The organism is Streptomyces sp. NPDC041068, assembly GCF_040647455.1.
GTDB lineage: Bacteria > Actinomycetota > Actinomycetes > Streptomycetales > Streptomycetaceae > Streptomyces.
The window spans coordinates 253,211-279,938 of sequence record NZ_JBEZCG010000011.1 but is presented as its reverse complement, the minus strand read 5'-3'; the positions used below and the strand labels follow the sequence as shown (position 1 = coordinate 279,938).

The following is a 26,728-nucleotide window of genomic DNA, read 5'->3' as shown; positions in this document are numbered from 1 at the left end:
GCGGGACGCTCCCTGATGGGCAACAGAGCACTCCCTGATACGCGGCCGATACAAACCCGCCCGACACGGCGCCGTCGAAGGCCGCGTACGCACGGGAGCGGACCTCCTCCTCGGCCGCCTGCCCCGCCCCCGAGCAGGCCGATCGCAGTACGAGCCTTAGGCGAGCCGCAGCCACTGCCCGTACGAGGGCACGTTGTCGCCGTCGGTGGCGAACACCAGGTACCAGCCGGGCGGGGCGAGGTTTCTGTCGCTGGGCAGCTGGAGGCGCAATCCTGTCGGCTCGACGGCGAAGGAGACGTCGACGAGCCGCTGTTCGTTGTCACAGCTGTGGGTGGTGGCACCGGGCCTGATGAGCGAGATCTTGGTGATGCGAGGCGGGACATCGGTCTGTGCGCTCACCGAACCGCCGTATGTGCCGCTTTCGGTGGACAGGGCGAGTCGCGGACGGGGGCCGCGGAAGAGGTAGGGCGGCGAATACACCTCGATGCGCCAATCCTCTGCCTTGCGCTGGGGGTTCGACCCGGCCGTCAGGACCCGGCCGTCAGCGGCGAGGAGGGCAACCGAGTGGTAGAGCCGCGGTACACGGGCACGGGCGGCCCGCACCCATTTCTCCGTCATCGGGTCGAAGATCTCCGCGTCGTGCACAGCCGTGTCGGCGTCCTCCTCCATTTCCGCCCCACCGCTGATGAGCACCGTACGGTCGGGCAAAAGCGCCGCGCACAGGTGCATGCGGGGATGGTGCATCGGCTCCACAGCCCGGTAGGTGGGGGCTGTGGCCGTGAGGTCGGCGATGCTCGTTGCGGACACGGCTGGGGCCTGGCTGTGCATGTCGTATCCGCCTCCGCCCGCGATGAGCACCCGTTGATCCTGCGCGGGCGGCAACAGCACGCTCGTGGACTGGTTGCGCATGTCGGGGAACGGCAGGCCGGTGACGGTGGCCGTCGCACCCGTGGCCGAGTTCCACAGCAGCGGCCGTGTGCCGTTGTTGCCCCCGTACTGCCCGCCGGAGTAGAAGATCCGGCCGTCGGCGAGCAGGAACAGGTGGGCGTACATCGGCAGCGGCCCGGCCGACGGGAGAGTGGACCAGGACGGACTGCCGGAGTCGTCGTAGGCCTCGGGCAGCATATTGAGGTTCCCGTCCGTGCCGAGTCCGGACACCGCCAGAACCCGTCCGTCCGGCAGTGCCAGCAGCGCGGGGTACCAGCGTCCGCCGGCCATGGCGGGGGCGTGCGTCCACTGCCCGGTCGCGGGATCGAACACGACCGCGTCACGCAGGCCGCGGAAGGGGTCGTACGCCTGGGTGCCGCCCGCGGCGAGGAGCCGTCCATCGGGCAGGAACGCCTGCCCGCAGCAGAACAGGTCGATGGGGGTGGCGGGCTCCTCCAGTCGCGGCGTCGGGTACCGCCAGAGTCGAGTGCGGAAATCCTGCGGGTTCAGCCGGTCGGGGTCGTTGCCGGATCCGGAGAAGAACAGCACGTCCCCGGTGTGCAACAGGGCGGCATGGACCGGGTTGACGTCGGTGCCGAAGTCCATGAGGCGCCAGACGCCCAGTTCCGCCGCGTCGTCGAGATCGGTGCTCAGGTCGATGACGCGCCGGTATCCGGCGGGAGCCCCAGGGGGATCGTCGGCGACGAGGATCAGGAGCTCGCCGGGTGCTGCGCCGGGCCGATGGGTGGTGGCGGCCGCCGCACCGCCGTTCTCCCAGAACCGCCAACCGCCGACCGCGGCCCAGGGCCCCCAGCCCTCAGCGGCCCTGCCGGTGGCGTCCAGGGCCCAACCCACTGTGCAGGAGGCACTGTTCTGTCCCTGCGGGTTGTCGACGGCAAGGACGATGAGCTCAAGGCGTCCGTCGCCGTCCAGGTCGGAGAGGGTGACACCGGCGCCCTGGTTCTCCCAGAAGCCCCAGTCCGGCACCGCCGCCCATGGCCCCCAACCGCCGGTGACCGTACCGTCGGCGTCGAGGGCATGCCCGATCCGGTAGTAACCGGCGTTCGGCCCCTCCGGAGCATCCACCATGAACACCACCAGGTCCGGCCGGCCGTCGCCGTCCACATCCGCGACCGCGATGTCGGCTCCCTGATTGCGCCAGGAGAACCAGTCGGGGATCTCCAGCCATGGCCCCCAGCCTCCGGTGACCGCGCCGTCGGCGTCGAGGGCATGCCCGATCCGGTAGTAACCGGCGTTCGGTCCTTGGGGGGCGTCCACCATGAACACCACCAGGTCCGGTCGCCCGTCGCCATCCACGTCGGCGACCGCCAGGCCACCGTCCGAGGTGAGCCAGGAGAACCAGTCGGGCACCTTCCGCCATGGGCCCCAACCGCCACGGACCGCGCCGTCGGCCGCAAGCCCCCGGCCGACACGGTAGTAGCCCGCATTGCGCTCCGGCCGGTCTGCGACGGCCAGGACGACAGCATCCAGCCGCCCCGTCCCGCCCAGATCGGCCACCGCTACGCCCACTCCGGCATTTCCGTCCTGCGGCCAGTCCGGAACCCCTGCGAATCCACCGGCCATCGGGCCACCCCCGTCTTCCTTCCCCCGTCTTCCTTCGTCGGCCGCCTCTGCCTCAGGGGCAGATGAGTGTCCCGTCCTCCCGCAGGATCGGCGGCCCGGTTCGCGGGGGACGCGCCTCTGTCAGATCGAGGTCCGCTGCCAGGCGAAAGCAGCGAAAGCAGAACTATCCAGCCCGGCCACGAAGCACGATGGGCCTACGAAGCACGATGGACCAGGGAGTAGTTGCCGCTGCCGCTCTGGCTGGGCCGGGCATGGGCGCCACCCGCAGCGCATGGCGGTGAGGCGACGTTGTCCTCGAAGTACAGCCCGTGGCACTTGTTGCACCAGCGCCAATTGCTCTGCTGGCCCGGGGCGGTCCCGGCGTTGTGCATCAGGCTGTAGTTACCGCTGCCGGACTGGGCAGGCGGTGTGTGCGTGCTACCGGCCGGGCAGCGCGACGCAGCTGCCTGCGGCCCGAAGAACAGGCCCTGGCACTTGTTGCACCACCGCCAGTCGCTCTGCCATCCGGTGGTGGCCGGGAGGCCGTGCGCCAGAAGGTATCGGCCGCTGCCGGACTGAGCGGGCGGTGTGTGCGTGCTGCCGGCCGGGCAGCGCGACGCGGCCGCCTGCGGCCCGAAGAACAGGCCCTGGCACTTGTTGCACCACCGCCAGTCGCTCTGCGTGGGGTAGTTGCCCGTCACTCCGGTGATGTCGTCGTCGGTCAGCGAGCGCTTGACTGCGCCAGGGGCGATGGTCGGCTGCATCACCGCGCCACTGACGCTGGAGTGCCCAAGGCCGAGTATGTGGCCCAGTTCGTGGAGAGCCACCGTCTCGACATCGAACGCGCCCGCCACCGCGCCGATCGACCAGGTGTGCTCGGTGTCGTCGAAGTGCACTGGTTTGGGAAGGGTAGTGGTGACGATCGAGCAGTTCGGGGGGAAGTCGGCGTGCGCGAGGACCCCGCCGACCATGCTGTGATCGGGGTCGTTGGCCGGGCGCCATCCGATACGGATGTCGGGTGTCTGGTCGACACCGACCTCAGTGAACGTCAGCGGTGTGGCAGCTGCCCAGGTCGCCAAGGCGTTCCGGACGGCAAGGAACTCCCCGAAGCAGTCCTCGGTTCCCGTGTCCATCGTGTAGCTGAGGCTCCACCTGTCCCATGCGCAGGTGCGGGCGAACGCCACGCCCTGCCACAGGTCGGGCATCAAACACCGCGACTGAGTCATCTGCTCCTTGGTCGTCTCGTCGAACGCCCCGGTGTCGGGGAGGTCGAAGAACCGCTGGTACTTCTGGAGCGAGGACGAGGTCACCGCGTCGAGCGTGCCGGGCTGGTAGCCGCCCTCTGCCAGGTAGCCGTAGCGGTTCAGGTAGACCTGCACCCGTTCCAAGCCTTCGATGTGCTCTCCGGGCTTTCCCAGGTCGACCGACTGGATGAAGTTGGTTGAGCCGCTCCGTGCACTGGTCATAATCGTTCCCCTCCTGCGGGCCCGCCCCACCGGTGGCCCTGTGATGCCCATCACGGTCCTCCGGGGTGCGGATGGCGTGAAGAGGCCGAGATGCCCCATCTCCATTCGGCCAGAAAGGGCCCTTGAACTGGTGGTGTCGCTGTGGCTGGGCGCGATCGTCTCCCCCCCTCTTCCACTGTCTCTTCTGTCACGCATCACGCATCGCGCATCACGCACACGGCTGGCGACACCTGCGGGGCAGACGTTGGCCCACGCCCTCCGCCCAACTGCACGTCCTTGGTCGGAATGAGACCAGGCCCGCGTCGTCCGGCGCCCGGTCGAGCAGGCTGAAGTGCAGAGCTCGTCAGCAACCCGTCCGGCGGTGCGGGCAGAAGGGGTTCTTCGTCGAACTGGGCACCGAGGTGTGGTCCAGTCCCAGCGAGGGACCGAATTCGAGCAGCATGCCCGTCAACAGATCGAAGCCCTGTCCGGCGAATCCCTCCTGCCAGGTCTCGCCTTCGTCGAAATGCCCGTCCTCGCCCACCACTCCCGCATTCGACGGCGGGAAGAACGCGTACACGAGAACGCGTACACGAGAACGCCTCCGGCCCACCGAACGGGAAAGCATCACTACGGTCAAGCACACCGAAGCGGATTTCAATGTCGACTTCCCATAAGGCCTCACGGAGCGCCACCGGAACCTCTGATACCCAGCGCCCCAGGCGGTCGATATCAGGGCTGCGTTGACGCCCTGCATCGATGCCCGCAACGCGGCCGGGCCATCGCCTGGCACGCACGGATGACCACCGAGCCCTGGGAGGATTCGAGGGCGACTCCGCCAGGGTCGAGGGCGACTCGCCAGGGTCGAGGGCGGCGGGAAACTGCCACGCACTCTCGCAGTAGACACGGGATCATTCGGGTCGAGCGCCAGTGGCTATTCCCTTCCCGCTCCCACAGGGGTAACGAGCGCACTCAACGAGCAACTACCGTTGACTTCATTACGTTTTGTGGCGTGTTGACCGGGAGTTCCCCGAGCGGGATGCTCCCCGCGACCGAACTCTGCCCCGGAAAACGGGAAGGAAGATTTCCGCTATGGAGTTCAACGCAAATGCCACCACGTTCATCTATGTGCATGGCGCTGGCAACAAACCGTTGGAGTCGGACCTCAAGCGCGCATGGGACGAGGACTTGTTCGAGCGGGACATGGGAGAGCGCACGCGGATGGTCTACTACGCCGACCTGCTGCACGACCGCCCGGCCGCGATCGCGGCCGATGCGTGCGACGCGAGCGGTGCGTTGGGGGCGCTCGCGTCCGCCGCGTTCGCCGATACCGCGCTCCTCGAGGACGCCGAAGTTCGCGAAACGTTCGGCAAGATGGCCCCAGACGGGCAGGAGTTGGCCCTCTCCCTGACGATCAGCATGGCGGCCCGCGCCGCGAGCCCAACGGGCCTCGCCCCGACCCCGAGCGCCCGCCCCGAGGCCGGCGTCGCCGAGTTGCTGCCGCTGCCCGGCCCACTCCGCCGCTTCCTGCTGCGGCAGTTGCTGCGCCACCTCATCCCGGACGCCAACGGGTACTTCTTCACCAGCGCCCGGGAGAGGATCAGGGACCAACTGCGCACTGCCCTCGCCGCCGCCGACGGGCCCGTGGCCGTGATCAGCCACAGCCTGGGCACTGTCGTCGCCTACGACGTGCTCAGTGAGGCCGACTTCACCGAGAAGGAGGTCCCGCTGCTCGTCACGCTGGGCTCCCCCCTGGGATACACCGAAATCCAGGACGTCGTTTCCCGCCCCCTACAGGTCCCCGCCCCCGTACGGTTGTGGGCGAACTTCGCCGACCCTCTCGACCTCGTCACGCTGGACACCACCCTGGCCGACGACTTCAGGACCGAGGGAAAGCTGATCGCCGACATAGTGGTGGACAACCCCTCGCCGAACAACCACGCACCCTGCGGCTATCTGCGCAGCCGTCATATGCGTAACGCCGTGACCGCGGCCCTTGGCAGGCCCTCGTAGTCGCCCACGGGCGATGCGCTGCTCCCGCCCCCTCCGCTCAGCCCACGAGCACCCGGAGAGCTTGATGTCCGGGTGCTCGTTCTTGTTCTCCGTGACTCAATACCGGTTCCGTCGCACGGCGTGCCCGTCGCCACCCGGCCAGCAGTCGGGTACACCCTCAACTGAAGCCATCCACACGGGGAGTTCCGGCTCCGCACCGGCCCCGACCACCAAGATCGCCGACCGGAAGCTCCCAGCCCGACCCGCAAGGACCAGCTCAGCAACCCAGCTGCCGATCTCGCCAGGAGGTAACCATGAGGATGCTGATCAACGTCGCCGAGACCGTCGTCACCGACGCGCTGCGCGGGATGGCCGCCGCCCATCCCGAGTTGACGATCGACGTCGAGAACCGCGTGATCGTACGCAGGGACGCCCCCGTCGAGGGAAAGGTCGCCCTGGTGTCGGGCGGCGGGTCCGGGCACGAGCCGCTGCACGGCGGGTTCGTGGGGCCCGGCATGCTGTCCGCCGCCTGTCCCGGGGAGGTCTTCACCTCGCCGGTGCCGGACCAGATGGTGCGGGCCGCGGCCGCCGTGGACAGCGGTGCGGGCGTGCTGTTCGTCGTGAAGAACTACACGGGCGACGTGCTCAACTTCGACATGGCCGCGGAGCTCGCCGAGGACGAGGGCATCCAGGTGGCCAAGGTGCTCGTCGACGACGACGTGGCGGTGACCGACAGCCTGTACACGGCCGGTCGGCGCGGCACCGGCGCCACGCTCTTCGTGGAGAAGATCGCGGGGGCCGCCGCCGACGCGGGCATGCCGCTGGAGCGGGTGGAGGCCATCGCGCGGCGGGTCAACGAGAACTCCCGGAGTTTCGGCGTCGCGCTCAGCGCGTGCAGTACGCCGGCCAAGGGCAGCCCGACCTTCGAACTGCCCTCCGGTGAGCTGGAGTTGGGCATCGGGATCCACGGCGAGCCGGGGCGCGAGCGGCGCCCCATGATGACCTCGCGCGAGATCGCCGACTTCGCCGTGAACGCCGTGGTGGACGATCTCCGGCCGCGCAATCCGGTGCTCCTGCTCGTCAACGGCATGGGGGCCACTCCCCTGTTGGAGCTGTACGGCTTCAACGCCGAGGTCGAGGACGTCCTCGCCGAGCGCGGCGTCGCCGTGGCGCGCACCCTCGTCGGCAACTACGTGACGTCGCTCGACATGGCAGGGGCCTCGGTGACGCTGTGCCAGATCGACGAGGAGACACTGGAGTTGTGGGACGCCCCGGTCCGTACGCCCGCACTGCGCTGGGGAGCCTGAGGACCTCAGGCTCTGTCCGGTACGCGATCACGTCACCGCCGACGCAAGGAGATCCTGTGCTCGACGCCCACTTCTTCCGCCGCTGGCTGACGGCCGCCGCGGCGGCCGTCGACCGCGAGGCGGACCGGCTCACGGAGCTGGACTCGCCCATCGGCGACGCCGACCACGGCAGCAATCTGCGGCGCGGCTTCACCGCCGTCGTGACCGCGCTGGAGAAGGAGGCGCCCGACACGCCGGGGGCCGTCCTGACGCTGGCGGGGCGGCAGTTGATCTCGACGGTCGGCGGGGCGTCGGGCCCGCTGTACGGCACGCTCCTTCGCCGTACCGGCAAGGCGCTCGGCGACGCCCGCGAGGTCGACGAGGCGCGGTTCGCCGAGGCCCTGCGCACCGGCATCGACGCGGTGGCAGCGCTCGGCGGGGCGGCGCCCGGCGACAAGACGATGCTGGACGCGCTCGTCCCCGGGGTCGACGGGCTCCCGGACTCCTTCGGCGCGGCACGGGAGGCCGCGCTCCAGGGCGCCCTCGCCACCATTCCCCTGCGGGCCCGCAAGGGCCGCGCGAGCTATCTGGGCGAGCGGAGCGTCGGACACCAGGACCCCGGCGCGACCTCCTCGGCCCTGCTCTTCGAGGCGCTCGCCGAGACCGCCGCCGAGGGCGGCGAATCACGGGAGGGCGGCCATGGCTAACGGACCGTTGGTCGGCGTCGTCCTCGTCTCGCACAGCGGCCCCGTCGCCGAAGCCGTCGCCGCGCTCGCCACGGGCCTCGCCGGTGGCGGCGACACCGCGCCCGTGGCGGCCGCGGGCGGCACGGAGGACGGCGGGCTCGGCACGAGCGCCGAGTTGATCTCGGCGGCCGCCGCGCGGGTCGACCGCGGCGCGGGCGTCGCCCTGCTCACCGACCTCGGCAGCGCCGTCCTCACGGTGAAGGCGCTGCTCGCCGAGGGCGACGAACTCCCGGACGGGGCACGCCTGGTGGACGCCCCGTTCCTGGAGGGCGCGGTGGCGGCGGTGGTCACCACGTCGGCCGGCGCCGACCTCGCCGCGGTGGAGGCGGCGGCCGAGGAGGCGTACACCTACCGGAAGGCGTGAGCCCCCGTACACCTACCGGAAGGCGTGAATCCCCGAGCAACGAGGTGCGCTAGTTCCGTCGCACGAACTGCCGGGCCAGCGCGTCGCCCCGCGCGACCGCGGCCCGGTGGCTCTCGATCGGCTTCGCCTTGGGCCCCTTGAAGAAGACGTACGTGACGCCGGAGCCGACGCCGCCCGATTTCGGGTCGGGCCGGATGCCGAGCGCCTTGGCGGTCGCGTACGACGCCTCGCCGATGAGGTCGGTGGGACCGGTGTCACCGACGACGGCGTACTGCACCCTGCCGCGGTGGATCACGGCGGCGACGGTGCCGCCCGTGATGCCGTGCTCGGCGTGGTTCCAGCGGCGGCTGGGGCCCGGCACGACGACGTAGGGCAGACGTTCCGCGTTCAGCTGGCGGCCGTCGGACTGCTGGAAGGCCGTGGCGTGGAAGAAGAGCGGGTCGGTGCGGCGGCTGCAGGCCTTGGTCGGCTGCCCGTCGCAGTCGATGTCCATGTCGGCCTTCCAGAAGACCGCGCCCCGCGCCCCGCACACGGGCACCGAGGCGCGGGCGCCGTCGTCGGTGCGGAACCTGCCGTGCGAGATCTGCTTGCAGGAGCGCGTCGCCGCCAGCAGATCGGCGGCCCGCACCGAGCCCTCCCTGACCGGAGCGGCCGCTGAACCGGCCCTGGCCGCTGGTGAACTCGCCCTGGTCTCCGGCAACTCGACGACCGGTTCGGCCGTCGGCTGCTGCGCCGCGGCGGGGTACGAGGCAGGGGCGAGCAGAGCGGCTCCGGCAGCGGTGGCCAGGGCCACCGTTCTGGTACGCACGTGAAGAAACCCTTCATAGGGGACAAACTGACGGCTTGTAGGCCAGATATCCCAATCTGTGCCCGGTCGTACCCTCCGTCCACTGTTCTGGGTCCGTACGGCGCACGCCCGCCTCTTGATGTGCCCCCGTCACCCGTGTCAAATAGGTCCGGACCAATGCCGTCGAGTGGAAGGCAGCGCCGTGCGACGGATGCCCCACCTGTCCACCCCCGTGACCCTGCTTGCCGTCATGGCCGCGACCACGGCCACGCTCGGTGGCTGCGCGTGGGGCGGCGAGGACGGCAAGGACACCAGGCCCCCCGCGGCACCCCGGGGTCTGACCGTGCAGGCGGGCAGCGCCACCACCGCGCACGTCATGTGGAACCAGGCCACCGACGACACCGAGGTCACCGGCTACGAGGTGTACCGGGACGCCGAGAAGGTCAAGGAAGTGCCCGGCGGGGAACACATGGTGGACGTCGTCGGCCTGAAGCCGTCCACCACGTACACCTTCACCGTGCGCGCCCGCGACGCCGAGGGGAACGTCAGCGAGGACAGCAGGAAGCTCTCGGTCACCACGCCCGCCGCGGCCGCCGCCGACCGCAAGCCACCGACCCGGCCCGCCGCCCTGAAGGGCGAGGCGGAGGGGAGCCGGGCGGCGATGCTCTCGTGGGGCAGGTCGTCGGACAACAGGGGTGTGGCCTCGTACGAGATCTTCCAGGGCGGCACGAAGATCCACAGCGTGGGCGGGCAGCAGACCGCGACGCTGGTCACGGGGTTGCGCCCCGGCACCGACTACACCTTCACGGTCAAGGCGCGCGACGCCGCCGACAACTTCTCGCCCGCCAGCGGCGAGGTCCGCCTCACCACGGCGGCGGGCAAGGACTCGGGGCGCGGCACGGCACCCACCGGCTTCCGCGCGAGCACGCACAGCAAGGACGGGGCGTACTACATCGACCTGTCCTGGACACCGCCGCGCACCGGCGGCGCGGTGACGGAGTATCAGATCCAGCTGGACGGCCGCACCGCCACCTCGCTCGTCTTCGGCGGCACCGCGCCGCAGGACAAGGCCGACCACAGCTTCTACATCGGCAGGCAGTCCGGTGAGCGGCACCGCGTGAAGATCCGCCCCAAGCTGCCGGACGGGACCTGGGGCGGCTACTCCCCCGAGCGGACGGTGACCACCGGCCGTCCCTGAGGCCCGGGGCTCAGCTCCGCCGGTCCGCGGCGGCGGCCCGCTCGCACAGCAGCGCCGCCGCGCGTCGGCACCAGTCGCGGGACTCCCGCTCGAAGGCGAGCCCGCGCAGACACGTCAGATAGGGGCCGACGCGCTCCCCGGTGCGCAGGAAGCCCTCCTCGTCGGCGCCGCCGCGCAGCTTCACGAGGAGCTTCTCCAGGACCTCGATCTTCGCGTCGGCGATCGCGGCGCGCTCCGTGAGCTGCTCGATCACGGGCGCGGCGGCGACGCCGTCCACGGCCTGCACCTTCACCAGCAGGTCGTCGCGGATGAAGGACGGCTTCGCGGCGCGGGCGGCGAAGCACTCCATCTCGGCGAGGCCCTCGTCGGTGACCTTGAAAAGGCGCTTGTTCGGGCGGCCTTCCTGGACCACCTCGCGCCCCGCGACCAGACCCTCGGACTCCAGCTTGGCCAGCTCGGCGTAGAGCTGCTGGGGCAGCGCGTGCCAGAAGTTGGCCACGCCGATGTCGAATCCCTTGGCCAGCTGATAGCCGCTGTACTCACCGTCCAGCAGTGCCGCGAGCACCGCGTGCCGCAGAGCCATCGCCCGGTGTCCCCTTCCCTTGCGCCGCCTCGTACCTCCATCATAGTCATCGATCTGACTACTCAGATTCTTGACTATGGAACTTGGGAGTATCCATGACGCACCCCACCGCCGCACGCTTCCGCACTGCCGTCGAGCAGGGCGACCTCGACGCCCTGGAGAAGCTCTTCACCCCGGACGTCCGCCTCTACAGCCCGGTGAAGTTCACGCCTTTCGAGGGCCGCCCGATGGTGCTCGGGCTCTTCGGCGTCCTGCTGCGGACGTTCGAGGACTTCCGGTACGTCGGTTCGTACGCGGGCCGGGCGCACACGAGCGCCGACGGCAGCGAGGCGGAGTCGGACGTCCTGCTCTTCCGTACGACCGTGAACGGCAAGGAGATCCACGGCATCGACCTGCTGCACTTCGACGAGGACAGCCGGATCAAGGAGTTCACCGTGATGGTGCGCCCGCAGTCCGCGGTCCGGACGCTCGGCCAGGCGGTGCACGAGGGCCTCGTCGCGGCAGGCCTCGTCCCCGCCCCGTGACGCGGCCGAGGTGACAGTGGATCAGACACCGAGGTGACGGCCAATCAGGTCCTCTGTGCGCCGGACGATGGATTCCGTCACCTGCCCGGCGGTCGTCCGCATGCGGGACCCGGCGCGGGCCCATTGACTCGTCGTCAGGTAGCACGGGCGTTCCCCGATTCTCGGCGGCGCATGGGTTGTACCGCCTCCCGTGCCACCGGAGGGCAGACTCATGCGTACTACTCAGATATGTGTCCGTGCCGGCCTGACCGTCGCCACCGCCGCGCTGCCGCTGGCCCTTGGTGCTCCATCGGCGTTCGCGGGCGGCGGGATCAGCGTGACCGCCACCGGTTCGACCGTGCAGGTCACCACCGCCGCGTGCGTCAACGGCGGCACGGCGTCGCTGATGGGCAGCGCCAATGCCAGCTTCGCCGGCGGCCAACAGGTCGAACTCGCCAACGGCAGCGGTACTTGGCGGAACGTCAGCGCCGGCACCTATACCGTGCTCGTCACCTGCAAGGACGGCTCGTCGGTCGGGCCTCGGACCGTCACCGTCGGCACCACGCCGACGGCTTCCTCCACGACGGCGCCCTCGCGCGGCGTCCGTGGCGGACTCGGGGGCGGGACCGAGGACCGGGGCACGCTCACCCTCGTCAGCGGCGGGGCCCTGGTGGCCGCGGCCGCGGGCGGCGGCTTCTGGTACCTGCGGCGCCGCGGTGCCGCGGGCCGGACCTGATCCCGGGCACCGACGACAGGAGCACCACCACTGCCGCCCACTCGCCGTCACGGCGGGTGGGCGGCAGTGTCATGCACCGCCAGGCACTCCTGGACCCTCAGGTCCCCTGACCCCTCAGGCACCCCTGGACCCTCAGACACTCCTGGGCCCTCAGACACTCCTGGGCTCTCAGGCACTTCTGGACCCCCAGGCACTCTTGCCCACCCCACCGAACCGACTTACCGTCCTCCCAGCCGACAGGGAGGGCGCGTCCATGACACGACCGCTCAGCGTTCAGCTCTACAGCGTGCGCGACCAGTTCACCGCCGACCGGGAGGGGACGCTGCGCCGCCTGGCCGGTCTGGGGTACGGCGCGGTGGAGGCGTACGACATCCTGGGCGACCCCAAGGGGCTGCGGCGTATCGTCGATGACCTCGGGCTCACCGTCTCCGGCACGCACGCCGTCCAGCTCCTCGGTCCCGAGCCCGGACACGTCCTCGACGCGGTGGCCACGCTCGGCACCGACCTCGCGATCGTCCCCGCGGGCATCCCGCCCGAGGAGTTCACCTCGCGCGACGGGCTCGAGCGGACCGCGCAGCGGCTCAACTCCCTTGCGGAACAGGCCGATCGGCACGGCATCCGCATCGGCTACCACAACCACTGGTGGGAGGTCGAGCCCCGGCTCGGCGACGGGAACGGCCAGGGCGGCGGGCGCCATGCCGTCGAGATCCTCGCCGAACTCCTGGATCCCGCCGTGTTCCTGGAGATCGACACCTACTGGGCCGCGGTCGGCGGCGCCGAGGTGCCGGGACTGCTGCGCCGCCTCGGGGACCGCGTGCGGGCCCTGCACCTCAAGGACGGGCCCGGCACGAAGGAGGACCCGAACGTGGCGGTCGGCGGCGGCACCATGCCGGTGCCGGAGATCCTCGCCGCCGCGCCGGACGCCTGGCGGATCGTCGAGTTCGACTCCTGCGCGGGCGGCACGGACACCCTCTTCGACGAGCTCGCGGCGAGCCGCACCTACATAACCTCCTTGGAGGCGGCGTGAGTTCGAAAGCCCCCGGAGCCGCCTCCGGAGCCGCCTCCGGCTCGGGGCCCGTCGGCGTCGCCGTCGTCGGCGCGGGCGTCATCAGCGCCGAGTACCTGCGTACGCTGAGCGGCTTCCCGGACATCCGGGTCGTGGCCGTCGCCGACCTCGACGTGACACGGGCGGCCGCCGTGGCCCGCACCCATGGCATACCGGTGTCGGGCGATCCCGCGGTGGTGCTCGCCCTGCCCGAGGTCGAACTCGTCGTCAATCTCACCGTGCCCGCCGCGCACGCGCAGGTGGCGACGGCCGCACTGCGCGCGGGCAAGCACGTCTACGGCGAGAAGCCCATCGCGCTCGCCCCCGCCGAGGCGGAGAAGCTGCTCGCCGAGGCGTCGGAGCGGGGGCTGCTCGTGGGCAACGCCCCGGACACATTCCTCGGCGCGGGCCTGCAGTCGGCGCTGCGGGCCGTGGCGGCCGGGCACATCGGCGCCCCCGTGGCGGCGACGACCGTGACGCAGGGCCTGGGCCCCGAGGCCTGGCACCCCGACCCCGCGTTCTTCTACCAGCCGGGCGCGGGACCGCTCTTCGACCTCGGCCCCTACTATCTGACCTCGCTCGTCGCCCTGTTCGGCGGCGTGTCGCAGGTGGCCGCGACGGCGGCACGCGCGCGGGTGGAGCGCACGGTCGGCTCGGGCCCGAAGGCGGGGCAGACCTTCCCCGTCGATGTGCCGACGCATGTCACGGCGCTCGTCGAGTTCGCCTCCGGGGTGCGGGCCGACTCGACGTTCAGCTTCGACTCCGCGCTCCCCCGCATCCGCTTCGAGATCACCGGGACCGAGGGCACCCTCGCGGTGCCCGACCCGAACACGTTCGCGGGACCGCTGAAGCTGCTGCCGAGCGGCGCGAGCGAGTGGCGCGAACTGCCCGTGCGGGGGCGGACCGACGGGCGCGGCCTCGGCGTGGTCGACATGGCGCGGGCCCTGCGCTGCGGCGGTGCCCACCGGGCGTCCGGCGCGCTCGCCCTGCACGTCCTGCAGGCCATGACGGCCGTCGCGCACTCCTCGGAGCGCTCGGAGTTCGTCCCGCTCACCACGCAGATCGTGCCGCCGCGGCCGCTGCCGGAGGGGTGGGACCCGAAGGAGGCGACGCTCGGCTAGCCGGGCTCCCTGAGTTCCTCGATCGCCCGCGTGAGCCACTGCGTCCAGAACGTCTCCAGGTCGATGCCCGCCCGCAGCACCACATGCCGCAGCCGGTCCTCGACGGCGTCCTTCTCGGGCGGGAAGTCGCGCCGCTCGATCTCCTCGTACTCGGCCAACTGCCGCTGATGCAGAGCGAGATGGCGGCGCAGGTCCTCCTGGATGCCCGCCGTGCCGACCACCGCGGCGGCACGCAGCCGCAGCAGGAGGGGGTCACGCGGCGGCTTGGGGTCCTGGCTCTCGGCCGTCCAACGGGCCAGTTCGGCGCGGCCCGCGGGCAGGACCTCGTACTCCTTCTTCTGCCCGCGCGTCGCCCCCTGCCGGGGCAGCGCGCGGATCGCCCCCTCGCGCTCCAGCCTGCCCAGCTCGCGGTAGATCTGCTGGTGCGTGGCCGACCAGAAGTAGCCGATCGACTTGTCGAACCTGCGGGTCAGTTCCAGGCCCGACGACGGCTTCTCCAAGAGGGCGGTGAGGATCGCGTGCGGGAGTGACATGGGGGCAATCCTAGGGACAGGGCGCCCGGCACGCGGTGGTGCCGGGCGCCGGTCTCACAGGGCGGCCGCCAGCTCCGTGCCCTGCTTGATGGCGCGCTTGGCGTCCAGTTCGGCCGCCACGTCCGCGCCCCCGATGAGGTGGGCCTCGACCCCGGCCGCGACGAGCTCCTCGTACAGACCGCGGCGCGGTTCCTGCCCCGAGCACAGGACGACCGTGTCGACCGGGATGACCGAGGACTCGCCGTCGACGGTGATGTGCAGGCCCGCGTCGTCGATGAGGTCGTACTGCGCGCCGGCGACCATCGTGACGCCGCGGTGGCGCAGTTCGGTGCGGTGGATCCAGCCCGTCGTCTTGCCGAGGCCCTGGCCGACCTTGGACGTCTTGCGCTGCAGGAGGTGGACGGCGCGCGGCGGCTTCGGCCGCTGGGGCGCGGTCAGACCGCCGCGGCCCTGGTAGTCCATGTCGACGCCCCACTGCCGGAAGTACGTCGCCGCATCCAGGCTCGCCTTGTCGCCGCCGTCGGTCAGGAACTCGGCGACGTCGAAGCCGATGCCGCCCGCGCCGATGATCGCGACCCGCTCGCCCACGGGGGCTTCGTCGCGCAGCACGTCGAGGTAGCCGACGACGCTGGGGTGGTCGATGCCGGGGATCTCGGGGGTGCGGGGCGTGACGCCGGTGGCGACGACCACCTCGTCGTACGCCGCCTCCTTGAGCTGCTCGGCCGTGACGACGGTGTTCAACTCGACGTGCACGCCACGCAGTTCGAGCTGGGTGCGGAAGTAGCGCAGGGTCTCGTCGAACTCCTCCTTGCCCGGGACCCGGCGGGCGACGTTCAGCTGCCCGCCGATCTCGGAGGCGGCGTCGTAGAGGGTGACGTCGTGGCCGCGCTCGGCCGCCGAGACGGCGAAGGCGAGCCCCGCGGGGCCCGCGCCGACGACGGCCATGCGCTTCTTGGTGCGGGTGGGCGAGAGCACGAGCTCGGTCTCGTGGCAGGCGCGCGGGTTCACCAGGCAGGAAGTGATCTGCAGGTTGAAGGTGTGGTCCAGGCAGGCCTGGTTGCAGCCGATGCAGGTGTTGATGGCGTCCGACTGCTCGGCCTTCGCCTTGGCGACGAAGTCGGGGTCGGCGAGCAGCGGGCGGGCCAGGGACACCATGTCGGCGGCGCCGTCCGCGATCAACTGCTCGGCGATCTCGGGGGTGTTGATGCGGTTGGTGGTGACGAGCGGGACGGAGACCTCGCCCATGACCTTCTTCGTGACGAAGGTGTACGCGCCGCGCGGCACGGACGTCGCGATGGTGGGGATGCGGGCCTCGTGCCAGCCGATGCCGGTGTTGATGATGGTGGCGCCCGCGGCCTCGATCTCCTTGGCGAGGTGCACGACCTCCTCCAGGGTGGAGCCACCGGGGACGAGGTCCAGCATGGAGAGGCGGTAGATGAGGATGAAGTCCGCGCCGACGCGCTCGCGGGTGCGGCGGACGATCTCCACGGGGAAGCGGATGCGGTTCTCGTAGGCGCCGCCCCAGCGGTCGGTGCGCTGGTTGGTGGGGGCCGCGATGAACTCGTTGATCAGGTAGCCCTCGGAGCCCATGATCTCGACGCCGTCGTACCCGGCGAGCTTGGCCAGCTCGGCGGCGCGCACGAAGTCCTCGATGGTCTGCTCGACCTCGTCGTCCTCAAGGGCGCGCGGCACGAAGGGGCTGATGGGCGCCTGCAGGGCGCTCGGCGCGACCAGCTTGTCGTGGTAGGCGTACCGCCCGAAGTGGAGGATCTGCATCGCGATCTTCCCGCCCTCGGCGTGCACGGCCGCGGTGATGCCGGCGTGCTCCTTCGCCTCCGCCTCCGTGGTCAGCTTGGCGCCGCCGTCCCAGGGGCGGCCGAGCTCGTTCGGGGCGATGCCGCCGGTGACGATGAGGCCGACGCCGCCGCGTGCGCGGGTCGCGTAGAACTCCGCCATCCGCTCGAAGCCGTTCGGGGCCTCTTCGAGGCCCACGTGCATGGAACCCATCAGGACCCGGTTGGGCAGGGTCGTGAAGCCCAGGTCGAGCGGGTTCAGCAGGTTCGGGTATCGGCTCATGCGGCCCCTCCGTACGCGATGTCCACAGAACAGTTGTAGACCAGGCCGAAGCCGTTGTGCAACTAGTTGCATAAAGCGTGAGCGGAGTCTCCTGCCCGACGTGGGCAGGCCTCAGCGCGATGTCCGAATCCCGCCAGCCCCGACCTCGCGCGAGACGCAGACTTGAGGCAGCAACCGAACGCTTGAGGAGAGTCCGATGACCGGTCCGATGACCGTCTACACGACGATCGACAGCCCGCTGGGCGAGCTGCTTCTGGTGGGCGAGGAGTCGGCCACCGCCAAGGGCGGCACCGCCCTTGCCTCGCTGTCCATGCCGGGCCAGAAGGGCGGCGCCGTCGTCCGGGACGGCTGGGTCCGCGACGACGAGGCGTTCGACGCGATCACCGCACAGCTGCGCGCGTACTTCGCGGGGAGCCTCACCGACTTCGACATCGAGTACGCCACCAGGACCGGCACCGAGTTCCAGCGCAAGGTCTGGGACGCCCTCGACTCGGTCCCCTACGGCACCACGACCACCTACGGACGGCTCGCCGAGCGGCTCGGCCTCTCCCGGGCCGCCGTCCGCGCCCTGGGCACCGCCGTCGGCCGCAACCCGCTGCTCGTCGTACGCCCCTGCCACCGGGTGATCGGTGCCGACGGCTCCCTGACCGGTTATGCGGGCGGCCTGGAGCGCAAGCAGCGGCTCCTGGACCTGGAGGCGGCGTGACCACGAGGGGCGGCGTGGCGGCCGGCGGCGGCATGACCACCACCGCGCGGGCGCGGCGCGAGGCGGTCGACGCGGCGGACTGGACGGCGCTGGCCGCCGAGCTCGACGCGCACGGCTGCGCGCTCACACCGCGCCTGATCGACCCGGCCGAGTGCCGCGAGGTCGCGGAGCTGTACGGCGACGACACGCTGTTCCGCTCCACCGTCGACATGGCACGGCACCGCTTCGGCTCCGGCCGGTACCGCTACTTCACGCATGAACTCCCGCACCCGGTCGCTGAGTTGCGCGCCGCCCTCTACCCCCGCCTGCTGACCGTGGCCCGCGACTGGGCGGCCCGCCTCGGCCGCCCCGCGCCCTGGCCCGACTCCCTGGAGGAGTGGCTGGAGCAGTGCCACGCGGCGGGCCAGAGCCGGTCCGCTCAGATCCTGCTGCGCTACGAGGAGGGCGACTGGAACGCCCTGCACCGCGATCTGTTCGGCGACATGATCTTCCCGCTCCAGGTCGTCATCGGCCTGGACGAGCCCGGCACCGACTACACGGGCGGCGAGTTCCTGCTGGTCGAACAGCGGCCGCGGGCCCAGTCCCGGGGCACGTCGACGGTCCTGCGACAGGGCCACGGCCTGATATTCACCACCCGCGACCGCCCGGTCCGCTCCGCGCGCGGCTGGTCGGCGGGGCCCGTGCGGCACGGAGTGAGCACGGTGCGGTCGGGGCTGCGCAGGTCGCTCGGACTGGTCTTCCACGACGCCTCGTAGACCACCGCCACTGCCACCGCTCCGCTCACGCGCCGTCGGTCAGGCCGCTGACCCGCAGCGTGATGTTCAGCCGCCCCGTGAGACCGAGCCCGACCGGCGCGGTGCCGGGCAGCACCCGCGGCACCCCGTGGAAGGCGAGCCGCGACGCTCCGCCGAAGACCACGAGGTCGCCGCTGCGCAACTCGACGTCCGTGTACGGCTTCGCGCGCGTCTCCGTGTTGCCGAAGCGGAAGACGCCGGTGTCGCCGAGGCTCAGCGACACCACGGGCGCGCCGGACTTCTCGTCGCTGTCGCGGTGCATGCCCATGCGTGCGTCGGCGTCGTAGAAGTTGACGAGCGCGAGGTCGTACGCGAGGTCGTCCCCCTCCGCGCCCCCGTACCCCGCCGCTTCGGCCGCCGTGCGCCCCAGCTCGGCGAGCCAGGGCGGCATCGGCTTCACCGGGGCGCCGTCGCCGTCGACCGCGCTGCGCGCGTACCCGTACGGATACCAGTGCCAGCCGAGGCCGAACTGCCGGGCGGTCATGGCGCCGCCGCCCGGCGTCCTGACGAGCCGCAGCCCCGCGGGGGGCCGCGCCCACTCCCGGCAGGCCGCGAGCAGCCGCAGCTGCGCCTCTGGCGTCAGCCAGTCCGGCACGTGCACCGCGCCGGGGCCGAGCGCGGAGCGGGTCCGCGGAAACAGCTCGTCGGCCAATGCCCTGCGCACCCTTCGCTCGTCCCGCCTCTCCTCACACGGTGCCACAGGGGTCCGACAACGGCCTCAGTAGGGCCACGCCCACGCGGCGACCTCGGGCAGGTCCGTGCCGTGCTCGCGGATCCAGGCGTGGTGGCGGGTGCGGATGTCGGCCATCGCCTGGCGCACGGCCGTGGCACGGACGGCGAGGCCGGGGACCCGGTCGACGACGTCCATGACGAGGCGGTAGCGGTCCAGGTCGTTGCGCACCACCATGTCGAACGGCGTCGTGGTCGTGCCCGCCTCCTTGTAGCCGCGCACGTGGAGATGGGCGTGGCCTGCGCGACGGTAGGCGAGGCGGTGGATCAGCCACGGATAGCCATGATACGCGAAGATCACCGGCCGGTCGCGGGTGAAGAGGGCGTCGTACTCGAAGTCGGCCATGCCGTGCGGGTGTTCCTCGCGCGGCATGAGACGGGCGATGTCGACGACATTGACCACACGGACGGCGAGTTCGGGCAGGTGCTCGCGCAACAGCCCCGCGGCGGCGAGGACTTCCTGAGTGGGCACGTCGCCCGCGCAGGCGAGCACCACATCGGGGTCGCGCGTGCCGTCGTCCGTCCCCGCCCACTCCCACACACCCGCGCCGCGCGCGCAGTGGGCCCGCGCCTCGTCCAGGGAGAGCCAGTCGAAACAGGGCTGCTTCCCCGCCACGACGACATTCACGTAGTCGCGGCTGTGCAGGACGTGCTCGGTCACGGACAGCAGGGTGTTGGCGTCCGGCGGCAGATACACGCGTACGACATCGGGGCTCTTGTTGAGCACGTGGTCCACGAAGCCGGGGTCCTGGTGCGAGAAGCCGTTGTGGTCCTGGCGCCATACGTGCGATGTCAGCAGGTAGTTGAGGGACGGCACGGGGGCGCGCCAGGGCAGCGAGCGGGCGGTCCCCAGCCACTTGATGTGCTGGTTGACCATCGAGTCGACGATGTGCACGAACGCCTCGTAACAGGAGAACAGTCCGTGCCGGCCGGTCAGCGTGTAGCCCTCCAGCCAGCCCTGGCAGAGGTGTTCGGACAGGACCTCCATGACGCGGCCCTCGCGCGAGAGGTGCTCGTCCCCGTCGAGAGTCTGTTCCTGCCAGGCCTTCCCGGTCACTTCGAAGAGCGCGCCGAGCCGGTTGGACTCGGTCTCGTCGGGGCCCATGACGCGGAAGTCCCGCCGCCGCGCGGTGTCGGCCATGACCTGGGCGAGCAGTCCGCCCGCGATCCTCGTCGGCTCGTGCAGGGTCGTGCCCGGCTTGTCGACGGGGACGGCGAACCGCTCCAGCGGCGGCACCGGCAAGGGACGGGTGAGCACGCCGCCGTTGGCGTACGGGGTCGCTCCCAGGCGGCGGCGCCCTTCGGGGACGCAGGCCAGGACCTGCGGGCTCGGACCGCCGTGCGCGTCGAAGAGCTCGTGGGGCCGGTAGGAGCGCAGCCAGTCCTCCAACTGGGCCAGGTGGTCCGGGTTCTCGCGCACTCCGGATAGCGGGACCTGGTGCGAGCGCCACGTGCCCTCGACCCGCAGGCCGTCCACGGCCGCGGGTCCCGTCCAGCCCTTGGGCGTCCGCAGCACGATCATCGGCCACCGGGCGCGGCCGTGCGCGCCGCCGCCACGGGCCGCCTTCTGGAGGGCGGCGATGCGGTCGAGCGCCTGGTCCATGGCCTTGGCCATCGCCTGGTGGACCCGGCGGGGGTCGTCGCCGCTCACGTACAGCGGCTCGTGCCCGAACCCCTTGAGCAGCGCGTCGAGTTCGGCCTCGGGGAGCCGGGCGAGCAGCGCCGGGTTGGCGATCTTGTAGCCGTTGAGGTGGAGGATCGGCAGGACCGCGCCGTCGTGCGCGGGGTCGAGGAACTTGTCGGCGTGCCAGGAAGCGGCCAGCGGCCCCGTCTCGGCCTCGCCGTCGCCGATCACGCAGGCCACGAGGAGGTCCGGGTGGTCGAACGCGGCGCCGTAGGCGTGCGCGAGCGAGTAGCCGAGCTCGCCGCCCTCGTGGATCGATCCCGGCGTCTCGGGGGCGACGTGGCTGGGCACGCCGCCGGGGAACGAGAACTGGCGGAACAGCTTGGCCATGCCCTCCGCGTCACGGCTGACATCGGGGTACGTCTCGCTGTACGAGCCCTCCAGCCAGGCATTGGCGAGCACGGCGGGGCCGCCGTGCCCCGGCCCCCAGACGCACAGGGCGTCCTGCCCGCGCTCCTTGACGACGCGGTTGAGGTGGGTGTGGACGAGGTTGAGGCCGGGCGACGTGCCCCAGTGGCCGAGCAGCCGCGGCTTGATGTGCTCGGGCCGCAGCGGCTCGGTCAGCAGCGGGTTGTCCATCAGGTAGATCTGGCCGACGGCCAGGTAGTTGGCGGCACGCCAGTGGGCGTCGAGTGCCGCGAGGTGCTCCTTCGCCAGAGGTGCCATGGAGTTCTCCTTGGGGCGGGGCGTACGACGGGGGTGCCGCACGGGTTCCACGGGAGACGCGGGTCAGTCGTGCGGGACGACCGCCACCGGGCACGGCGCGTGGTGCAGCACCGCGTGGTTGACGGGGCCGAGCTGCATGCCGAGGTGCCCCTTGCGGCGGCGGGCCCCGACCACGAGCAGCTCGGAAGTGTGGGCGGCGTCGAGCAGCGCGGTACGGGCGTGCCCCTCCAGCACGTCGCGGCGCACCATGAGGGCGCGGTGGGCCCGGAGGGGACCGCGCAGGGCCTCGTCCAACTCCTCCTGGGCGCGCGCCTGATGGAGGTCGGGGAGTGCCGCGGCCCGCGGCCGGTCGGGCGCCTCGTGGGCCGGGCACCGCCAGGTCCGCACGGCGCGCAGGGCGATCCCGCGCCGCTGCGCCGCGTCGCAGGCGAAGGCGACCGCGGCGGCGGACTCCTGGGGGTCGCCGACTCCTACGGTGACCTCGGCCGCGGGGCGGTCCCCTTCGGCATGGCGTGGGGATTCGGTGTCCCGTACGGGTTCGGGATTCCGTACGGGTTCAGAACTCCGCACGGTTTCAGAACTCCGCACGGTTTCAGGATTCCGCACGGTTTCAGGATTCCGTACGGATTCGGCGTCCGGTACGACTCCGGTGTCCGGTACGGCTCCGGTGTCCCGTACGACAACGACCGGCGACGCGGCGTGCGCCGCCACCGACAGGCTCACCGACCCCAGCAACAGCCCGGCGAACTGCCCCCTGCCCCGGCTGCCGACGACGACCACGCCCGCCTGCCGGCTCTCCCGGATCAGCGCGGCCGCGGGGTCCTCGGGCAGGACGACACCGGTCACCGCGACGGCGGGCGCACGGCTGCCGACGCGCTCCAGAGCTCCTGCGACGACGCGGTCCGCCGCGGCCCGCACGGACTCCTCGCCGATCCCGAAGGACGGTTCGTGGCCCTCGTACCACTCCCAGCTCGACGCGTGCACGATCCGCAGCGGCGCTCCTCGCCGCACGGCCTCGTCGACGGCCCAGTCAAGGGCCCGCAGACTCGCCGGCGAGCCGTCGACACCCACGATCAGGGGGAGCTCCACGGTCACTCGTCTCCTTCCGCCCTCGGCCTTCCCGCGCCGTCCGCCGTTCCCGCGCTGTCGCCGCCCTTCGACGCTGCCACCCCCCGGCCGTCCGCGGGAGTGCCGAACAGGCCCTTGGATGGGGCCATTTGGCCCCTGCTCAACGGGGTACCCGTGGCCTGATGCTGTACATGGACCACGGCACCAGACACACGTGACCGACCGGAGGAGGCCCGTCGAGGGGCGGTGGCCGCCAGGAGCACCGGAGGGGAGTCTTCCTGTCGGCCGGCGCCCACTCCGGTTGCACATCCCGGCGCCATTGCCCCGCTCGTCCGTGAGCAAGCCAGCCTCAGGGAGCCGTCATGCAGGAGGACCAGCGCGAACCGTCGGCCGGTGACCCCATCCGGGTCTTCCTCCTGGACGACCACGAGGTCGTACGCCGGGGTCTGCGCGACCTGCTGGACGCCGAACCCGACATCGAGGTGGCAGGAGAGGCCGCGACCGGCGAGGAGGCGCTGATCCGCGGGCCCGCGCTGCGCCCCGACGTCGCCGTGCTCGACGTACGTCTCCCGGACGGTGACGGGATCAGCGTCTGCCGCGAACTGCGCTCGCGCGTCCCGGAGGTGGCCTGTCTCATGCTGACCTCCTTCGATGACGACGACGCCCTGCTCGACGCGATCATGGCGGGCGCGGCGGGCTATGTGCTGAAGCAGATCAGGGGCTCCGACCTCGTCTCGGCCGTCCGCACGGTCGCCGCGGGCCGCTCGATGCTCGACGCCGCGACGACGGCCCGGCTGATGGCCACCTTGCGCGGGCCGGAGGACGAGGGCGCACAGCCCGGGGAGCAGCGCCTAGCCGCACTGTCCCCGCGCGAGCACGAGATCCTCGCCCTGATCGGCGAGGGCTTCACCAACCGGCAGATCGGCCGACGCCTCTATCTCTCGGAGAAGACGGTCAAGAACAACATCTCCCGGCTCCTCGCCAAGCTCGGCGTGGAACGCCGGATCCAGGCCGCGGTGCTCGCTGCCCAGTTCCCGCCACCGGGCAACGAACACCACTGAGGGACAGGGTGGGGGGGAACGGACGCCTCCCGCCCTGTCCGATCCCCGCCCACGACAGACGGCCCGCTCACAACAGACGGCTCTCTCACAACAGACGGCTCTCTCGCGACAGACGGCCCGCTCACGACAGACGGCCCGCTCACGACAGCGGGACCTGCCATTCGAGGTGCGTGCCGCCCGCTTCCCGTACCCGTACGGCCAGTTCACCGCCGAGGCGCTCCGCCCGCTCGGCCAGATTGCGCAGCCCGCTGCGCCGTCCCTCGCCGATGCCGACCCCGTCGTCCACCACGGTGACCGTCAGCCGTCCCTTCCGCACCACGAGGGACACCTCCGCGGATGCGGCCCGCGCGTGCCGCCCGACATTGGCCAGTGCCTCGACGAGAACGGCCACCACGTCGTCGGCGACAGCCGCCGGTACGTCGATGTCGATCAGCCCCTCCATCCGCAGGGCGGGCGTGAAGCCGAGCACCGGCACCGCGTCCTCCACGGCCCGCACCGCGCGGACCCGCAGCCCGGGGCCCGCGGGCGTCGCCTCGTGGGCGCGCAGGCCGAAGATGGTCGACCGGATGATCTTGATGGTGCTGTCGAGGTCGTCGACGGCCCTGCCGAGACGCTCGGCCGCCTGCGGATGCGTCACGAACCGCTGGGTGCTCTGCAGCGTCATGCCCGTCGCGAAGAGCCGCTGGATCGCCAGGTCGTGCAGATCGCGGGCGATGCGGTCGCGGTCCTCGAGGACGGTCATCTGCTCGGCGTCCCGCCGCCGGTCGGCGAGTTCGAGCGCGACGGCCGCCTGCGCCGCGAAGCCGGGCAGCGGCGCCGTGTCCACCACGCTGAACGGCACCCGGCCCTCCGTGCGCGCCAGGAGCAGGACGCCGCGCAGCCCTCCCCTGGTCCCCATGGGCACGGCCACGGCGGGCCCGATACCGTCCCACCGCTCGGGCGAGTACGTCACCCGCGGGTCCTTGCGCACGTCCGGGGTGGCCACGAGCCGGCCCGCACGCAGCGCGGCCCCCACCAACGTGCCGTCCCTGGGCAGCACGACCCCCCGGTGGCTCTCCGCCCCCAGCCCCTGGGCCAGCGCCCCGCGGAGCTCCTTGCCGCCCTCGACGAGGAGGTTGACGACGCCGAGCTCGGCGGAGGTGATCTCGCGGGCCCGCGCCACCATCACGTCGAGGACCTGCGACTCGGGCACCCCGGACAGCAGGCCGCTGGTGACCTCGGCGCCCGCCTCCAGCCAGCGTTCGCGCAGCCGGACCTCTTCGTAGAGCCGGGCATTCTCGATCGCGACCCCGGCGGCGACGGCGAGGGTCGAAAGGACCGCCTCGTCCTCGGAGTCGAACTGGCCCCCGTCCCGCTTCTCCGTCATGTACAGGTTCCCGAAGACCTCGTCGCGCACCCTGATCGGCACCCCGAGGAAGGAGTGCATCGGGGGGTGGTGGGCCGGGAACCCCGACGACGCCGGGTGAGTGGCCAAATCGTCGAGGATCAGCGGCTCCGGATGCCGGATCAACTCGCCCAACAGGCCGTGCCCGGACGGCAGATCACCGATCCGCGCCCGGAGTTCGTCACTGATGCCGACCGGCAGGAACTCGTCGAGGCGCTGGCCGTGCCCGATCACCCCGAGCGCGCCGTACTCCGCGTCGACCAGGACGACCGCGGCCTCGACGATGCGCCGCAGGACCTGCGGGAGATCGAGCTCCCTGCCCACGGACAGCACGGCTTCGAGAAGGCCGTGCAACCGGTCCCTGGTGCCGCGGACCGCGCTGATCCGTACCTGTAACTCTTCGAGCAGTTCGTCGAGGCGCAGCTTGGGCAACTGCCCCGCGCCCCCGGTGCCGTCCCCGCCCATGCAGATCCTCCGCCCGGTGAGCCGACCGCGGCGGCCCCATGTGTTCCACGGTAGCCGTGGAACACGGGAGTCGGACCGGCCTTGCCGCAGGCGGTGTCAGCTGCCGCCCTTCACCGCCCGCAACACCACGAACTTCGGGTCGCTCGCCACGACGTGGGCGTTGCCGAAGAGCTTGCGGAGCTTCACGTGGTAGCCGAGGTGACGGTTGCCGATGACCCACAGCTCGCCGCCGGGGCGCAGCGCGGCACGGGCCCCGCTGAACATCCGCCACGCGGTCGCGCCGGTGGTGGCCTGGTGGCTGTGGAAGGGCGGATTGTTCAGGACGAGGTCCACCGTCCCCTGCGGCACGGCGGCGAGGGCGTCTCCGGCCACGAAGTGCGCCTTGGCCCCCTCGGCGGCGTTGGCACGGAAGGTGGCCTCGGCGGAGGCGACGGCCTGGAAGGACTCGTCGATGAAGGTGACCGTGGCGTCGGGGTCGGCGACGGACACGGCGGTGCCGAGCACGCCGTTGCCGCAGCCGAGGTCCACCACATGGGCGCCGCCGCGGGCGCGCGGCAGGTGCTTGAGGAAGAAGCGGGTGCCGATGTCGAGCCGGTCGGCGCAGAAGATCCCCGCGTGGTTGACGACGGTCAGGCCCGCGCCCGCTCCGGAGTCGGCGGGCAGGACGTAACTGCCGGGCCAGGGACTGGATCCCGCGGCGCGTGCCGGATCCGGGGCGCAGAAGATGAGCCGCGCCTTCTGGCGGGCCAGTGAGGTCCTGGTCGGCCCGATGATCCGCTCGAAGAGCTCCAGCGTCGACGTGTGGATCTCGGTGACCATGCCGGTGCCGACGACGACGGTGCCCTCGTGCACGGCGGGCGCGATCCGGTGCAGCTGGTCCTCCAGGAGCGCGAGGCTCTTGGGTACGCGGACGAGGAGCACGTCGACGCGCGTGGGCGGAGTGTCCCTGGTCGTCAGGAGCCGTGCCGTGTCCGGCGCGTGGCCCGCCCTCGCCAGATTGGCCCGGGTCGCCTGCTGGGTGAGGAAGGAGTCGGTGATCTGCACCGGCACGCGCGCGTGCCCCGCGAGCGCGGTGGTCAGTGCACCCCAGCGGTCGCCGACGACGGCGACGGTGCCGGAGAGGTCGACGGCGTCGGCGTCCTCCTCGCCCGCGAGGTGCCGCAACAGATAGGCGTCGGCCGCCGACCAGGCGCGCAGCTGGTCGCGGGGGTCCTCCGGGAAGCGGGTGAGGTCGTACGCGCCCCATGACGTGCTCAAACGGTTCAT

General features: G+C 71.6%; 23 protein-coding genes and 1 pseudogene. 12 read left to right on the top strand and 12 right to left on the bottom strand.

Annotated elements, in window-relative coordinates; translation table 11 throughout:
• Window positions 1–156 precede the first annotated feature (156 nt).
• The 3 genes from AB0B50_RS26180 to AB0B50_RS26170 form a co-directional block, all read right to left on the bottom strand.
• Window positions 157–2,511 (bottom strand): galactose oxidase-like domain-containing protein, encoded by a 2,355-nt coding sequence (locus AB0B50_RS26180; RefSeq protein WP_362336597.1) that lies wholly within the window; start codon window positions 2,509–2,511, stop codon window positions 157–159.
• Between the two features lie 194 nt (window positions 2,512–2,705).
• Window positions 2,706–3,956: a matrixin family metalloprotease gene (locus AB0B50_RS26175; protein ID WP_362336594.1), complete on the bottom strand. Its 1,251-nt coding sequence runs from the start codon at window positions 3,954–3,956 to the stop codon at window positions 2,706–2,708.
• Window positions 3,957–4,299: 343 nt separating this feature from the next.
• Window positions 4,300–4,515, bottom strand: coding sequence for a matrixin family metalloprotease (locus tag AB0B50_RS26170; protein WP_362336591.1), 216 nt, complete (start codon window positions 4,513–4,515; stop codon window positions 4,300–4,302).
• A gap of 512 nt (window positions 4,516–5,027) precedes the next feature.
• Here AB0B50_RS26170 and AB0B50_RS26165 point away from each other — a divergent pair.
• The 4 genes from AB0B50_RS26165 to AB0B50_RS26150 all read left to right on the top strand — a co-directional run bounded on the left by AB0B50_RS26165 (window position 5,028) and on the right by AB0B50_RS26150 (window position 8,323).
• Entirely contained in the window at window positions 5,028–5,948 is a 921-nt protein-coding gene (locus tag AB0B50_RS26165; protein ID WP_362336588.1) for a hypothetical protein, read from the top strand.
• 293 nt (window positions 5,949–6,241) lie between these two features.
• The gene (gene dhaK / locus AB0B50_RS26160; protein ID WP_362336586.1) at window positions 6,242–7,234 is read left to right on the top strand and encodes a dihydroxyacetone kinase subunit DhaK; all 993 of its coding nucleotides are present in this window, start codon (window positions 6,242–6,244) and stop codon (window positions 7,232–7,234) included.
• A gap of 56 nt (window positions 7,235–7,290) precedes the next feature.
• Window positions 7,291–7,920 (top strand): dihydroxyacetone kinase subunit DhaL, encoded by a 630-nt coding sequence (gene dhaL, locus AB0B50_RS26155; RefSeq protein ID WP_362336583.1) that lies wholly within the window; start codon window positions 7,291–7,293, stop codon window positions 7,918–7,920.
• Window positions 7,913–8,323 (top strand): PTS fructose transporter subunit IIA, encoded by a 411-nt coding sequence (locus AB0B50_RS26150; protein WP_362336580.1) that lies wholly within the window; start codon window positions 7,913–7,915, stop codon window positions 8,321–8,323. The genes dhaL and AB0B50_RS26150 overlap by 8 nt, the downstream gene beginning before the upstream one ends.
• A 49-nt stretch (window positions 8,324–8,372) precedes the next feature.
• Here AB0B50_RS26150 and AB0B50_RS26145 read toward each other — a convergent pair whose 3' ends face one another.
• Window positions 8,373–9,131, bottom strand: a complete 759-nt coding sequence (locus tag AB0B50_RS26145; protein ID WP_362336577.1) for a glycoside hydrolase family 75 protein — start codon at window positions 9,129–9,131, stop codon at window positions 8,373–8,375.
• Between the two features lie 190 nt (window positions 9,132–9,321).
• Here AB0B50_RS26145 and AB0B50_RS26140 point away from each other — a divergent pair, with 190 nt between their 5' ends.
• Entirely contained in the window at window positions 9,322–10,308 is a 987-nt protein-coding gene (locus tag AB0B50_RS26140) for a fibronectin type III domain-containing protein (RefSeq protein WP_362336574.1), read from the top strand.
• 10 nt (window positions 10,309–10,318) lie between these two features.
• On the opposite strand, the gene AB0B50_RS26135 is transcribed toward AB0B50_RS26140, so the two are convergent.
• Window positions 10,319–10,891, bottom strand: coding sequence for a PadR family transcriptional regulator (locus AB0B50_RS26135; protein WP_362336571.1), 573 nt, complete (start codon window positions 10,889–10,891; stop codon window positions 10,319–10,321).
• Between the two features lie 95 nt (window positions 10,892–10,986).
• On the opposite strand from AB0B50_RS26135, the gene AB0B50_RS26130 reads away from it, so the two are divergent.
• The 4 genes from AB0B50_RS26130 to AB0B50_RS26115 all read left to right on the top strand — a co-directional run bounded on the left by AB0B50_RS26130 (window position 10,987) and on the right by AB0B50_RS26115 (window position 14,296).
• The gene (locus AB0B50_RS26130) at window positions 10,987–11,415 is read left to right on the top strand and encodes a nuclear transport factor 2 family protein (RefSeq protein ID WP_362336568.1); all 429 of its coding nucleotides are present in this window, start codon (window positions 10,987–10,989) and stop codon (window positions 11,413–11,415) included.
• A gap of 211 nt (window positions 11,416–11,626) precedes the next feature.
• The gene (locus AB0B50_RS26125; RefSeq protein ID WP_362336565.1) at window positions 11,627–12,130 is read left to right on the top strand and encodes a hypothetical protein; all 504 of its coding nucleotides are present in this window, start codon (window positions 11,627–11,629) and stop codon (window positions 12,128–12,130) included.
• Between the two features lie 253 nt (window positions 12,131–12,383).
• Window positions 12,384–13,157: a sugar phosphate isomerase/epimerase gene (locus tag AB0B50_RS26120; RefSeq protein WP_362336562.1), complete on the top strand. Its 774-nt coding sequence runs from the start codon at window positions 12,384–12,386 to the stop codon at window positions 13,155–13,157.
• Window positions 13,154–14,296: a Gfo/Idh/MocA family oxidoreductase gene (locus AB0B50_RS26115; RefSeq protein ID WP_362336559.1), complete on the top strand. Its 1,143-nt coding sequence runs from the start codon at window positions 13,154–13,156 to the stop codon at window positions 14,294–14,296. Before AB0B50_RS26120 ends, AB0B50_RS26115 begins: the two co-directional genes overlap by 4 nt.
• Here the strand turns inward: AB0B50_RS26115 and AB0B50_RS26110 are convergent.
• A complete protein-coding gene (locus AB0B50_RS26110; RefSeq protein WP_362336556.1) occupies window positions 14,293–14,829 on the bottom strand; it encodes a PadR family transcriptional regulator in 537 nt (178 codons plus the stop codon). The two genes, AB0B50_RS26115 and AB0B50_RS26110, sit on opposite strands and share 4 nt — an antisense overlap.
• A 54-nt stretch (window positions 14,830–14,883) precedes the next feature.
• Window positions 14,884–16,933, bottom strand: a pseudogene (locus AB0B50_RS26105) (NADPH-dependent 2,4-dienoyl-CoA reductase).
• Window positions 16,934–17,113: 180 nt separating this feature from the next.
• Between AB0B50_RS26105 and AB0B50_RS26100 the strand changes: the two are divergent.
• Window positions 17,114–17,611, top strand: a complete 498-nt coding sequence (locus tag AB0B50_RS26100; protein WP_362336870.1) for a methylated-DNA--[protein]-cysteine S-methyltransferase — start codon at window positions 17,114–17,116, stop codon at window positions 17,609–17,611.
• Between the two features lie 32 nt (window positions 17,612–17,643).
• Window positions 17,644–18,366, top strand: a complete 723-nt coding sequence (locus tag AB0B50_RS26095) for a 2OG-Fe(II) oxygenase (protein WP_362336868.1) — start codon at window positions 17,644–17,646, stop codon at window positions 18,364–18,366.
• A 25-nt stretch (window positions 18,367–18,391) separates the two neighbouring features.
• Here AB0B50_RS26095 and AB0B50_RS26090 read toward each other — a convergent pair whose 3' ends face one another.
• The 3 genes from AB0B50_RS26090 to AB0B50_RS26080 form a co-directional block, all read right to left on the bottom strand.
• Entirely contained in the window at window positions 18,392–19,057 is a 666-nt protein-coding gene (locus tag AB0B50_RS26090; RefSeq protein WP_362336553.1) for an alpha-ketoglutarate-dependent dioxygenase AlkB, read from the bottom strand.
• 66 nt (window positions 19,058–19,123) lie between these two features.
• On the bottom strand, window positions 19,124–21,484 hold the full coding sequence (locus AB0B50_RS26085; protein ID WP_362336550.1) for a phosphoketolase family protein: 2,361 nt from the start codon (window positions 21,482–21,484) through the stop codon (window positions 19,124–19,126).
• 63 nt (window positions 21,485–21,547) lie between these two features.
• A complete protein-coding gene (locus AB0B50_RS26080; protein ID WP_362336548.1) occupies window positions 21,548–22,573 on the bottom strand; it encodes a universal stress protein in 1,026 nt (341 codons plus the stop codon).
• A 341-nt stretch (window positions 22,574–22,914) separates the two neighbouring features.
• Between AB0B50_RS26080 and AB0B50_RS26075 the strand changes: the two genes are divergently transcribed.
• The gene (locus AB0B50_RS26075) at window positions 22,915–23,613 is read left to right on the top strand and encodes a response regulator transcription factor (protein ID WP_362336545.1); all 699 of its coding nucleotides are present in this window, start codon (window positions 22,915–22,917) and stop codon (window positions 23,611–23,613) included.
• Between the two features lie 139 nt (window positions 23,614–23,752).
• On the opposite strand, the gene AB0B50_RS26070 is transcribed toward AB0B50_RS26075, so the two are convergent.
• Both AB0B50_RS26070 and AB0B50_RS26065 read right to left on the bottom strand, forming a co-directional pair.
• Window positions 23,753–25,462, bottom strand: coding sequence for a GAF domain-containing protein (locus AB0B50_RS26070; RefSeq protein WP_362336542.1), 1,710 nt, complete (start codon window positions 25,460–25,462; stop codon window positions 23,753–23,755).
• 96 nt (window positions 25,463–25,558) lie between these two features.
• Window positions 25,559–26,728 carry a methyltransferase gene (locus AB0B50_RS26065; RefSeq protein ID WP_362336539.1) on the bottom strand — a complete coding sequence of 390 codons (1,170 nt, stop codon included), beginning with the start codon at window positions 26,726–26,728 and terminating at the stop codon, window positions 25,559–25,561.